The organism is Anaerosphaera aminiphila DSM 21120, assembly GCF_900129925.1.
Taxonomy (GTDB): Bacteria; Bacillota; Clostridia; order Tissierellales; family Peptoniphilaceae; genus Anaerosphaera; species Anaerosphaera aminiphila.
Window position 1 is genome coordinate 36,201 of record NZ_FQXI01000006.1, and the last position, 12,984, is coordinate 49,184.

General features: G+C 31.9%; 9 protein-coding genes. 7 read left to right on the top strand and 2 right to left on the bottom strand.

Going from position 1 to position 12,984, the window contains the following annotated elements:
* The first annotated feature begins 1 nt into the window (after position 1).
* From BUB47_RS05165 to BUB47_RS05180, 4 genes are all read left to right on the top strand, one after another.
* On the top strand, positions 2 to 2,146 hold the full coding sequence (locus BUB47_RS05165; RefSeq protein WP_143270609.1) for an alpha/beta hydrolase family protein: 2,145 nt from the start codon (positions 2 to 4) through the stop codon (positions 2,144 to 2,146).
* A 143-nt stretch (positions 2,147 to 2,289) separates the two neighbouring features.
* Positions 2,290 to 2,769, top strand: a complete 480-nt coding sequence (locus tag BUB47_RS05170; protein WP_234945636.1) for a ferritin — start codon at positions 2,290 to 2,292, stop codon at positions 2,767 to 2,769.
* A 211-nt stretch (positions 2,770 to 2,980) separates the two neighbouring features.
* A complete protein-coding gene (locus BUB47_RS05175; RefSeq protein ID WP_073184429.1) occupies positions 2,981 to 3,151 on the top strand; it encodes a DUF362 domain-containing protein in 171 nt (56 codons plus the stop codon).
* Positions 3,152 to 3,439: 288 nt separating this feature from the next.
* The gene (locus BUB47_RS05180) at positions 3,440 to 7,714 is read left to right on the top strand and encodes a 2-hydroxyacyl-CoA dehydratase (protein ID WP_073184431.1); all 4,275 of its coding nucleotides are present in this window, start codon (positions 3,440 to 3,442) and stop codon (positions 7,712 to 7,714) included.
* A gap of 36 nt (positions 7,715 to 7,750) precedes the next feature.
* Here BUB47_RS05180 and BUB47_RS05185 read toward each other — a convergent pair whose 3' ends face one another.
* Positions 7,751 to 8,686, bottom strand: coding sequence for a copper amine oxidase N-terminal domain-containing protein (locus BUB47_RS05185; RefSeq protein WP_073184433.1), 936 nt, complete (start codon positions 8,684 to 8,686; stop codon positions 7,751 to 7,753).
* A gap of 45 nt (positions 8,687 to 8,731) precedes the next feature.
* Positions 8,732 to 9,319: a hypothetical protein gene (locus tag BUB47_RS05190; RefSeq protein WP_073184435.1), complete on the bottom strand. Its 588-nt coding sequence runs from the start codon at positions 9,317 to 9,319 to the stop codon at positions 8,732 to 8,734.
* 136 nt (positions 9,320 to 9,455) lie between these two features.
* Here BUB47_RS05190 and BUB47_RS05195 point away from each other — a divergent pair, with 136 nt between their 5' ends.
* The 3 genes from BUB47_RS05195 to BUB47_RS05205 are packed head-to-tail and all read left to right on the top strand — an operon-like array spanning position 9,456 to position 12,976.
* Positions 9,456 to 10,778 carry a CCA tRNA nucleotidyltransferase gene (locus tag BUB47_RS05195; protein WP_073184436.1) on the top strand — a complete coding sequence of 441 codons (1,323 nt, stop codon included), beginning with the start codon at positions 9,456 to 9,458 and terminating at the stop codon, positions 10,776 to 10,778.
* Position 10,779: 1 nt separating this feature from the next.
* Positions 10,780 to 12,123: a phosphoglucosamine mutase gene (gene glmM, locus BUB47_RS05200; protein WP_073184437.1), complete on the top strand. Its 1,344-nt coding sequence runs from the start codon at positions 10,780 to 10,782 to the stop codon at positions 12,121 to 12,123.
* A 10-nt stretch (positions 12,124 to 12,133) separates the two neighbouring features.
* Complete coding sequence (locus BUB47_RS05205) at positions 12,134 to 12,976, top strand: DegV family protein (protein ID WP_073184439.1); 843 nt, start codon at positions 12,134 to 12,136, stop codon at positions 12,974 to 12,976.
* Positions 12,977 to 12,984: the final 8 nt, after the last annotated feature.

Here is a 12,984-nt window from a genome sequence, read left to right on the forward strand (position 1 = left end):
AGTGAAAGGTGGGATATTCCCACATTTCACTTTTTGTATGAAAGTAGATAATATTATTATAAAAATATATACAAAATTGAAAATTGGAATTTTAAAAGTCTTTGGAGAGACAAAAAAGTCCTATGAAATTATAAAGCTTATAATTTCACTAATTATAAGTTCTGCACTTTTTCACTACTTAGTTGATTACAAAGTGCCAAAAATTGTGGCTTTTTTATTACTAAGTCTTTTATTTTACATATTGATAAGTATTTGTACTTACATTGGAAAAATATTGCTGGTACTGATAAAGAGGTTTCATTCCAGAAATATAATTTTGTTTACGATTTTATTTATTTTATTATATAAAATCTTTGAAGACGTAAGTTATGATGCAGACTTTGAAAATATTTTAAATTTTTTAATTCCACTGTCTTTTGCAGTAATAATTTTTATTTTTTCAAAATCTCTGGTTTCAGTTTTTAGAAATAAAAAGAAAGCTCCAATACTACTTTTAATTCCAAGTGGAGCAGTAATGGCAATAAGTGTAGTGATGTTGATTTCACCTGGTATGTCAGAAAAAAGTGGGTTGGTATATTCAAATACTGGAGATAAGAGTTTAGAAACTGAAGTAGTTTACTCTTCTGACTTTATAGACTATGGAAGTAAGGATGAAAATACAATTTCGCTGCTACCATATGTAAACTACAGCGGAAAGACAAAAAAAATTAGAGATTTTATGTTGGGAAAGGAATTAAACAGTGTTCCATTAAAGGGAAAAATTTGGTATCCGGAAAACAAAAAAAATTCTCCAGTAGTTTTTATGGTTCATGGAAATCACAGATTTACTGAGGAAAATTATCTTGGATACAACTATCTTGGAAGGTATTTAGCCAGAAGGGGAATTACAGTAGTATCAGTAGATATGAATATGTTAAATGGATTTATGAACTATGGACTTAAAAATGAAAATGATGCCAGAGCAATATTGCTACTGGAAAATATAAAGTATATTTTAAAAGAAAACAAAGATAAAAATTCAAATTTATATGGATTGATAGATGAAAAAAATATTGCTCTGGCAGGACACTCACGAGGTGGAGAGGCCGTTTCAATAGCGCAGAGCTTTAATAAGTTAAAATTTAATCCCGACAGTGGTAAAGAAATGAATTACAATTTTAACATTAAGGGAGTGATAGCTATTTCACCAACAGTAGATCAGTACAATCCATCAGATAAAAATATAGTTATGAAAGATACGAATTTTTTAGCTATACACGGAACTCACGATGGAGATGTAACGGGATTTAGTGGAATGAAATTATACAATAATACCCTATTTTCAGAAAATTCTAACAACTTTAAAAGTGCAGTATACGTTGGATATGCTAACCATGGACAGTTTAACAGTCTATGGGGAGATGCGGATTCAGAACCTCCTGAGGAGTACTTTATTAATAAAGCTGCCCTTCTAGATGAGAAAGTTCAGGAAGATATACTGTGTAAATATGTGTACAGCTTTTTGGAGAATAGCTTTGGGCTTAAAAATGACAGGGGACTATTTAAAAATCCTACACAGTATAAATTGCCGGAAACCCTATATTATTCCAGATATTCAGATTCCAGTTTTAAGAGTATTTGTAATTTTAACGAAGACTATAACATGGAAACTTTCACATTTGGAAAGTCAAGATTTGAAGGGCTTACTTCAGTTAAAGAAAAATCTGTTAAAATAGGCGGATTTAGCACAGAAGATACAGGTCTGTGTTTAGATTCTAATGGCAAGGGAAAGTATGAATTAATATTTGATAAATTTGTTCAGCCAAAAAATTTCTTGCAGTTTGACTTAATGTCTTTGGATACAGAGGAAAATTTTGAAGATACAAAGTTTAAAGTTGCTCTTGTAGACAGTTTTGGAAATAGGGAGGTTGTAGATATATCTAAGTATTTGGAATTAAAGCCGGAAATAAAAGTAGAACTTTCAAAATTACAGGACATTACAAAAAATTATGACTATAAATCTTCCTATGAAACGGTGAGAATACCAATGGAAGACTTTAGTAACCAACTTGATATTAACTTAAGTGAAATAAAGTATTTGGAGTTTGTATTTGACGGGGGTTCAAGCAGTTCTATTGTAATAGATAATATTGGATATAGTAATTAAATTTTAGTTTAGCAAGCGATATATAGGGTAATAATTATTTAGAGTGAGTTGATACTATTATTTTAGTATAAAAGCTCTACTTAGAAATTATTTTAATAAATTAAAATAAGATTATAGTTAAGCTGAAAAGAGGGGGACATATTTTGAGTAATTTAATGAAGAAAATGAACGAGCAATTTAATTTTGAGCTATCTAGTGGCTATATTTATTTAGCTATGAGTGCTCATCTAAAAGACAAAGATATGAATGGATTTGCAAGTTATATGTACAAACAGGCTCAGGAAGAATTTGAACATGCGATGAAATTCTATGAGTTTTTATTTGATATAGATGAAACACCTGAGTATGATTCTATTGAAAAACCAAGCGTGGAATTTGAAACTTTTACAGAAGTTTTTGAAGCTGCACTGGAACATGAAAAAGAAGTAAGTAGAAGAATAAGAGAATTATACAGCATGGCTGAAGCAGAAAAAAATTATGAAGTTAAAGACTTTTTAAATTGGTTTATAAGAGAACAAATTGAAGAAGAAGATACTTTTAGAACTATAGTTAATAGATTTAAGAGAATTAACGAATCTTGGAATGGACTTTATATATTTGACAAAGAGTTGGCAACAAGATAATTAAAAAAGTGTAGAATTTTTTAGTTTAAGACCTTAAAGGCAATCTATATTAATAGAGAGCTTTTAGGGTTTTATTTTTTTGAGATATAGTATATTATTATACTTTAGATAGATTATTATATAATTGATAAATATAATGAACTATGCTAAAATAATCAGGTGAAGAAAATAAGATTAATTTTATTGGTATAAAATTTATGGAGGTGCTAAAATGGCATATGTAATTAATGATAGTTGTATTGCTTGTGGATCTTGTTTGCCAGAATGTCCAGTTGACTGTATTTCGGAAGGTGGAATATATGTAATTGATGGAGATCAATGTATCGACTGTGGATCTTGTGCAGCAGTATGTCCAACAGGAGCAATAAGCCCTGAAGATTAATAGTTTAATAATATTATTTTTTATGGGGTAAAACAAATTTGTTTTTAAAATATAATATTAGATAAACGAAGATAAGATGCCGTTTTATGCGGCGTCTTATTTTTTTATAATTTTTTAAGTGAATTGTAAATTATTATTTACGTTGCAACTCCTTAATTAAGCCATTTATATGCTGTATAATGTATTTATATGTTGCATTAAAAAGTAGATTTCATACAATTATCAGATAATTGTGTTAATATGCAGTTAATTAATAGAGAAGTAATAATGCGAAAGGAGAATACAGATATGAAAATTCACATGGGGCTTGATGTTGGATCAACGACTGTAAAGTTAGTTGTATTAGATGATAATTATAATATTTTATACTCTACTTACAGAAGACATTTTTCTGATGTTAAGAAGACAGTTAAAGAAGTGATAAACGAGTGCTATGTGTCTTTTAAGTATGATTCTGTAACAATTTGTGTCACTGGTTCCGGAGGAATTACAGTCCATGAGTTATTGGGAATAGAGTTTATACAAGAAGTAGTAGCTGGAACAGAGGCAATTCAAAAATATATACCTCAAACAAGTGTAGCAATTGAATTGGGAGGCGAAGATTCTAAAATAACATATTTAGATGGAAGTATTGAACAGAGGATGAATTCCATATGTGCAGGTGGCACAGGTGCATTTATAGATCAGATGGCAGCTCTAATAGAGACAGATGCAGCAGGATTAAATGAACTTGCAAAAGACTATGAAAAGATATATCCGATAGCATCCAGATGTGGAGTATTTGCAAAAACCGACATTCAAGCGTTAATAAACCAAGGTGCAAGTAAGTCTGATATTGCAATATCAGTATTTCAATCTGTAGTAAATCAGACAATTTCAAATTTGGCCTGTGGAAGACCGATTAGGGGAAATGTAGCTTTTTTAGGAGGACCACTTCACTTTTTGCCAATGCTAAGAGAGAGATTTATTAGCACCTTAAATTTAAGTGATGAAGAGGCTATATGTCCAGAGAAATCTGAAATTTTTGTGGCTTTAGGTGCTGCTATTGCAAGTTTTGAAATGGAGACTATATCTTTTTTAGAACTCTACACTAGAGCGAATTCTAAAGAGGAAGTTGAACTAAAGGAAAGTGAACTTTTAGAGCCTTTATTTAAAGACGATGAAGAACTTTTAGAGTTTAGAAAAAGACACAAAACTAGAGAAATAGATAGAATTAACTTTGAAGACTATGAGGGCCCAATGTACTTGGGAATAGACTCAGGCTCAACTACGTCAAAAATTGTACTACTTTCAAAAGACAATGAGATGATTTATTCGTTTTATGGTTCCAATAAGGGAAAGCCACTGGATGTTGCAATTGAAAAATTAAAAGAAATTTACTCTAAAAAAACTAAAAATTCATATATTGCAGCAGCAGGCTGTACTGGATATGGAGAGGATTTTTTAAAGGCGGCGTTAAATCTTGACTTTGGAGAAGTTGAGACTATTGCTCACTTTAGAGCAGCCCAGTACTTTGACCCGGATGTAGATTTTATATTGGATATTGGTGGACAGGACATGAAAAGCATGAAAATAGAAGATGGAGTTATACAGTCCATACTTTTAAATGAAGCTTGTTCATCAGGTTGCGGATCATTTCTTGAAACATTTGCTCACAGCATAAATATGACGGCAGAAGAATTTGCCGAAGCTGCACTAACTTCCAGAAATCCTGTGGATTTGGGAAGCAGATGTACAGTATTTATGAATTCAAATGTAAAGCAAGCTCAAAAAGAAGGGGCAAGCGTAGCTGATATTTCAGCTGGATTGGCTTTTTCAGTTATAAAGAATGCAATTCAAAAAGTAATAAAAGTTAGAGATCCAAAAGAACTTGGAACTCATATTGTAGTTCAAGGTGGAACATTTTTAAGTGATGCAGTTTTAAGATCTTTTGAAATAATTACCGGAGTAGAGGCAACTAGACCATCTATTGCAGGATTAATGGGTGCATTGGGCATGGCTTTAATTTCAAAAGAAAAGTCTACTGGTGAATCTACAATAATATCTAAGGAAAATTTAGAGGACTTTGAATATAAAGTTATAAATACAAATTGTCGTCAATGTACTAACCAATGTAGCCTTTCTGTAAATGTATTTCCAAATGGAAAGAGATATATTACTGGAAACAGGTGTGAGAAAGGTGCAGGAGTAGTTAGAAAAGCTGAAGACGAATTGCCTAACTTATATAAGTATAAACACAATAGATTGTTTAGCTATGAGAGTTTAGATGAACAAAAGGCAGAGAGAGGCACTGTGGGAATACCAAGAGTGCTAAATATGTACGAAAACTATCCTTTCTGGCATACATTCTTTACACAACTTGGCTATAGAGTGGTGCTATCAGATGAGAGCTCAAGGAGTCTATATGAGTCGGGAATAGAATCTATAACTTCTGAAACAGCGTGTTACCCTGCCAAAATAGTCCACGGACACATTGAAAATTTAATATCCAAGGGAATTCAGTTTATATTTTATCCTGCAGTATTCTATGAAGAAAGACAGTATGAAAGTGCAGATAATACTTTAAACTGTCCGGTAGTAACGGGATATTCAGAAGTAATTAAAAACAACGTGGAAAGCTTAATTGAAAAAGATGTAAAGTTTTTAAATCCCTTCTTGTCCTTTGACAGTAGGAAGAAACTTGAAAAGAGACTTGCAGAAGTATTTAAAGACTATGATATTTCCTCAGGCGAAATTAAAAGAGCAGTTAGAGCAGCTTATGAAGAATCAGACAGATATAAAGATGACGTAAAAAATGAGGGCGTTAGAGTTCTTGAAGAAATAGAGAAAAAAGGTATAAAGGGAATAGTTTTAGCAGGGAGACCTTACCACATTGACCCTGAAATAAACCATGGCATTCCGGAACTTATTAACTCACTGGGCTTAGCAGTGCTATCAGAAGACGCTATAGCTCCACTTACTGATATAGATGGAAGGCTTAGAGTATTAGACCAATGGAACTACCACTCAAGGCTCTACAGGGCGGCTAAGTTTGTGGGAACACACGACAATTTAGAGATGATACAACTTAACTCTTTTGGTTGCGGTATAGATGCAGTTACAACAGACCAAGTGAATGAAATTTTACATGGTTACAATAAAATCTATACTGTAATAAAAATTGATGAAGTAAATAACCTAGGAGCAATAAAAATTAGAATAAGGTCTCTTTTAGAGGCAGTTGAAAATAGAGAAGTTTCAAAAGACTACAATATAATAGACGAAAAGCCTGTTTTATATACTAAGGAAATGAAACCAAAACATACACTTTTATTACCACAGATGGCTCCACTTCACTTTGACATAATAGCTTCAGTAATGAGATCTGAGGGATATAATATTGAAGTGTTGGAAAATTTAAGCCCGAAGGTAGTAAATGAAGGATTAAAATATGTAAATAACGATGCTTGTTATCCATCTATTTTCGTAGTTGGTCAATTTATTGAAGCACTAAAAAGTGGACGCTACGACACTGATAACTTAACTTTAATAATATCTCAAACAGGTGGAGCTTGTCGTGCATCAAACTATGTTGGATTTATTAGAAAGGCATTAAAGGATGCAGGTTATGGACACGTTCCAGTACTGGCACTTTCTTTCCAAGGGATTGAATCACACCCAGGATTTGAAATAGGAAAAACTCAAATAATAAGAATATTAAATAAATTAATAGTTTCACTTTTATATGCAGACTTAATAATGAGACTTTCACAAGCAACCAGACCTTATGAAAAGATAAAGGGCTCTGTAAATATACTAAAGGAAAAGTGGCTAAAAATATTTAAAGGTGAAAATTTAAGCACTAACTTAAAAGACTTTAGAGAAAATGTAAAACTTATGATTAGAGAGTTTGAGCAATTAGAAGTTACTAAAGAAATAAAGCCTAAAGTTGGTATTGTAGGGGAGATACTTGTAAAATATTTACCGGAGGCCAACAATCATTTATCTGACGTATTGGAATCAGAAGGAGCGGAAGTGGTAATTTCAGACTTAACTGACTTTATGATGTACTCTTTTAAAAATGCTGAAATTAAGTACAAGGAGTTGTCAAAGAACTTAATTCCTTCAATAGTTTGTAATTTTGGAATAAAATATATTGAAAGATATAGAGAAATAATTAGAGAAGAGTTAAAGAAGAGTAGATTTGAACCACCTAAGAAAATTGAAGAGATTATGGAATATGCAAAGAAGTATGTAGATCTTGGAAATCAATATGGAGAAGGTTGGCTCTTAACTGGTGAAATGGTGGAATTAATAGAAAGCGGAGTTGAAAATATAGTATGTGTTCAACCTTTTGGATGCTTGCCAAATCACATAACAGGTAAAGGTGTTATAAAGGCAATTAGAAACACATATCCAAAGTCAAATGTAGTTCCAATAGACTTTGATGCATCTGCATCAGAAGTTAACCAGTTCAACAGATTAAAACTTATGTTGTCTCAAGCAAGGAAGAATTTAAAGCCTGAGACTGCTGAGCAAAAAGAAAATAGAGAAGCACTATTTGTAAAAAACCTTAGGATTTAAATCCTAAGGTTTTTTAGTTAAAAATTTTATTAAATTTTAAAGTTTATCCATTAAATTTTGAATTGTACTGTCTTCTAATAAATTTGAATTGTCATTGTAAGATTTTATGTTTTTGTCAGGAGAATAAGTTTCTCCTTTAATTTCAGCTTCAAGTTTGTTTCTAACTTCTGACAATTTTATTGAAAGTTGAGTTTGATAGTTTACAACATTTTTTGCAGCATCACTTTTGCCGTCAATTAAAGCTGAGTTATAAAATTCAATCATTTCCTTTGAAATAGTTGCAGCTTCTTTTAATGATGCGCTTGAACTCTTAAACTTTTCAGGAACACTGATGGAATTAATTGAATTTACAATTTCATCAATTTCTTTTTTTAAGTTTTGGTACTGAGTTTCAATTTCAGCCTTAGAGTACTTAGATGAATTTTCAAAGTAATATCCCTTTAATTGGTTCATCTTAGATTGAAGTTTACTTGTAAGTGAATTAAATTCAGCTAGGTAAGTATTTTCTTCTGTAGTTAAATTTGAATTAGTGTTAGTAGTATTTGAGCTGCCGTCTGTGTTTAATAGAACAATGTAGTTTGCGCTGTCCCATTCAACATTTACACCGAAGTTCTCTGCAATAAATCTAATAGGTACAAAAGTTCTATTTTGATTTATTTCAGGAGCTACTTCAATTGTCTTTTCAACGTTATTTACTTCAACTTTTGTGCTTCCAACTTTTAATTCAATTTCTGTATTGCCCTTTTCAATAGTAATTTCTCTGTCATCTTCATCCCATTCAACTTCATATCCAAGTGATTCAGATATAAATCTTATTGGAACGAGAGTGCGATTGTTTTTTACATATCCCGGTGCATCTGTTTTAATTTCCTGTCCATTTAATTTAATTTGAACTGTCTTTTGTGCAAAAGCACCAATGGAATTAACCATTAAAAGAGAGCTCAGTGCAACTAGTGCAAAAGTTTTTTTCATAAATAAATCTCCTTAATTTACAAGTATCTAATAAAGATCCTACTATTATTTTTTAGTAGTAGTGGTTTTAGTGGTAGTGGTTTTATCAGCAGTTTTATCAGTTGGTTCACTTGAAACTTTTGGAGTTTCTTCAACTTCAAAAATGTTTTCAATATAGTCTAGAGAAGCGTCATTTTCTCCTTGGATTTCAACATAGGACTCCTCATCTCTAGTAGGGGTGATTTTTCCATTAACTCCATCTACATAAAAGATAATATACTCTTTGTTAGACTTAAGTGTCTTTGGAAGTTCCAACTCAATGCCGGACAAATCTCCTCTGTAGTCTTCAATAAAGTTTATATTTGTAGCATTGTCTTGAGTTACTTGGATTTTAATTCTAGAAATATAATCAGAGTTATCTACTAAATTTTTTAGAACTTCTTTGTCTACTTTAGAACTACTTGCCTTAGGCGTTTCATTTTCATCTGTTGTGCCGTCAGGGTTATTTTCATTTGTTGATTTAGGGTCTGTTGCATTTTCTGTAGTTGTGTTTGCAGGTGCAGTCGTCTTTGCTTTAGTTTCATCTTTTTTACTACATCCTGTAAAAAGTAATGTTGCAGATAGAGCAGACACCAATAAAAGTTTTTTATTCATATAAACCTCCCGTTTACTAATATATTAGGTTTATTATAACATAATGGGTAGAAAATGAAAAAGAAAAGGAAAGAGAGAAATCTTGTTATAAAAAAAGTTTTTACATTGTGATATAATCGTTATATTAGGTGATAAAATGCCAATTGAAATATTAGAAGTACTTAAAATATTAGAAGAACACGGTTTTAGTGCATATGTTGTCGGGGGAGCTCTTAGAGATAAACTCTTGGGAAAGAGCCCCTATGATTTTGATGTGGCAACTAATGCAAGGCCGGAAGATGTAGAAAGTTTATTTAAAGATTGCATCTTAACTACTATAGGGAAAAAATTTGGAACTATAAAAATAAAATATAGAGAGTTTGAAGTTGAAATTACAACCTTTAGGTCAGAAGGTGCCTATGAAAAAAATAGAAGACCGCAGGAAGTCAGCTATATAAAAACTATAGAAGAAGATTTGAAAAGACGTGATTTTACTATTAATGCAATGGCATACAGTGAAAAAACGGGATTAGTGGACTTGTTCTCAGGAAGAGAGGACTTAGAACACAAAATAATTAGGTGTGTTGGGGATCCTGAACTTAGAATTAGGGAAGATGCTCTTAGAATTTTAAGAGCTATTAGATTTACAGGAAGTTTGAATTTTAAAATTGAAGAAAATCTATATGAGAGCATAATAAAAAACAGGTTTTTATTGCAAAACATCTCAAAAGAGAGAATAGCAATGGAATTTAATAAAATTATGCTAAGTGAAAAGCCTTCAAGGTCTTTAAATATAATGGCAGATACAAAAGTAATTGATATATTATTTCCAGAACTGGCAAAAACTGTGGGCTATAATCAAAAGACGCCATACCACATTAGAACACTTTTTGACCATCTATTATGTGTGACAGATAATGTAGAGCCAAAGTTGGAATTAAGACTTGCAGCACTGTTTCACGATATTGCAAAGCCTGAAACTCTAAGCATAGATGAAAGTGGATTAGGTCATTTCTTTGGACATGACAAGTTGGGAAGTGAAATGAGCAAGAGAATTTTAAGAGAGTACAACTACCCAAATGTAGTAGTAGAAAAAGTTGGAATTCTAATTGAAAGCCATATGAAAGCCCATGAAGAGATGACAGACAAGGCACTTAGAAAGCAAATAAGAAAAGTGGGTAAGGACAATATCTTAGATTTATATGATTTAATGATTGCAGATAGGTATTGCACTTTAATCAATAGAGATGTAGAATTTTTAAAAGTTAGAAAAAATAGAGTAGAGGAATTATTGGAAGAAAGTACTTCCAATGACAAGTTTTTATCAGTAAGCGGAAGTGATCTGATTGAAATGGGGTTTAAAGAGGGTAAAGTAATAGGAGAAATATTAAATTACTTAACTGAGATTGTACTAGAAGACCCAAGTTTAAATAATAAGACAGAGTTACTGGAAATTGTAGATAGAAGATATAGGAGTTAGAATGGGAAAATTATTTGGAACAGATGGAATAAGAGGAATAGCCAATTTGGAGTTGACACCGGAACTTGCCTACAATGTGGGAAGAGCTGCCGGATTTATACTTTCAAAAAATAAAAAGGGGAAAATATTAGTTGGAAGAGATACCAGACTTTCAGGGCATCTTCTTGAAAGTGCGTTGGCATCGGGAATTATGTCAATAGGGCTGGATGTTGAAATGGCAGGAGTAATTCCAACACCGGGTATAGCTTATTTGACTAGAAAGTCTGATTATTTGGCGGGAGTTGTAATTTCAGCTTCTCACAATCCCTTTGAATACAATGGAATAAAGTTTTTTTCATCAGAGGGGTATAAACTTCCTGATGAATTAGAAAATCAAATTGAAGACTTGATTTTTTCAGATACAAAAATATATAAAAATGCCACTGGAGTAGATGTTGGGAATATTATTTACTCTGAAGAACTACAAGATGAGTATGAAAATTATTTAATAGGACTTTCAGATTTAAATCTATCAAATATGAAAATAGCAATAGATGTGGGAAATGGAGCACTTTACAAAATAGCACCTAAAGTTTTAAGAGACTTGGGCGCAGAAGTAATAGTGGTAAATAACGCTCCTGACGGAACAAATATAAATGACAACTGCGGTTCTACAAACCCCGACTTAATCAGTAAATTAGTAGTGGAAACAAAGGCGGATATGGGTATGAGTTTCGATGGAGATGCTGATAGAATTATAGCTGTAGATGAAAAGGGCAATATAATAGATGGCGACCATATATTGGCCATTTGTGCAACACAACTTAAAATAGAAAACAGATTAAAAAATGACACCGTAGTTGGAACAATTATGTCCAATATAGGACTTAAGAGATATTTAAAAGACATTGGCGTTAAATTAGTCTATACACAAGTTGGAGATAGATACGTACTTGAAGAAATGCAAAAAGACAACTACGTACTGGGTGGTGAACAGTCGGGCCATATTATATTTTTAGATTACAACACTACAGGCGATGGATTGGCAACTGGAATTCACTTATTAGAAGTAATGTCTAAGTCCAATAAAAAACTATCGGAGTTAAACAACTTAATGAAGAGCTATCCTCAAGTTCTTGTAAATGCAAATGTGAGATCAGATTTAAAAAATAAATACATGGAATTTGAAGATATAAAAAATAAAATAGACAGTATAGAGGAAAAGTTTAAAGGCAATGGCAGAGTGGTAATAAGACCTTCAGGAACTGAAAGTTTAGTAAGAGTTATGATTGAAGGCGAAGACGAAGAAGTACTACAAAGAGAAGCTGAAGAACTTGCAAAGTTAATAGAAAAAAAATTAAATTAGGAGAGTTGTTATGAGCTATAGATTAGTAGTTGATACTGCTTGTGATCTTACAAAGCAGATGGAAAGAGATATGAATGTATTGTCAGTACCATTTAAAATTACAGTGGGAGATGTTGAGCACGTAGATAATGACGACCTTGATATGAGAGCTTATTTAGATGAGATGAAAGCAAGTCCTGACCCAATAAGAACATCTTGTCCTTCACCTTATGACTATGTGGAAAAACTGAAGGAATGTGAAGAGGAAAATATATTTATATTAACAATATCATCTAAACTATCGGGATCTCACAATAGTGCGGAAGTTGCAAAAGAAGAGTTTTTAAAGGAAAACCCAAATAAAAGAGTATATGTATTTGACTCAGAGTCAGCAAGTGCAGGAGAAACGTCTGTGGCTTTAGAAATATACAAAAAAATGGGTGAAGACAGTTCTTTTGAAGAAAAAGTTAAAGAAGTAAATGAATTTATAAGCGAAAATAGAACATTTTTTATATTGGAGAGTTTAGATAACTTAATAAAAAATGGAAGAATAAAAAAGACTGCAGGATTAATAGCAAATGTTTTAAATATTAGACCTATTATGAAAGCTGAATATGGAGAAATTTCTCTTTTTGAAATGAATAGAGGATTTAAAAAGAGCCTTTCTAAATTGGCAACTTCTATAGGAAAGAAATCAAGTGACTTTTCTAAAAGTACGCTAGTAATTTCTCATGTAGATGCTATAGAAAAGGCAAAGGAATTTGAAAAAAAAGTTCGTGAGCTCTATAACTTTAAAGAGATAATCACACTTCAAGCAAGAGGTCTATCATCAGGATATGCTGACAATGGTGGCATAATAATAGGCTTTAAATAATTAAAGGG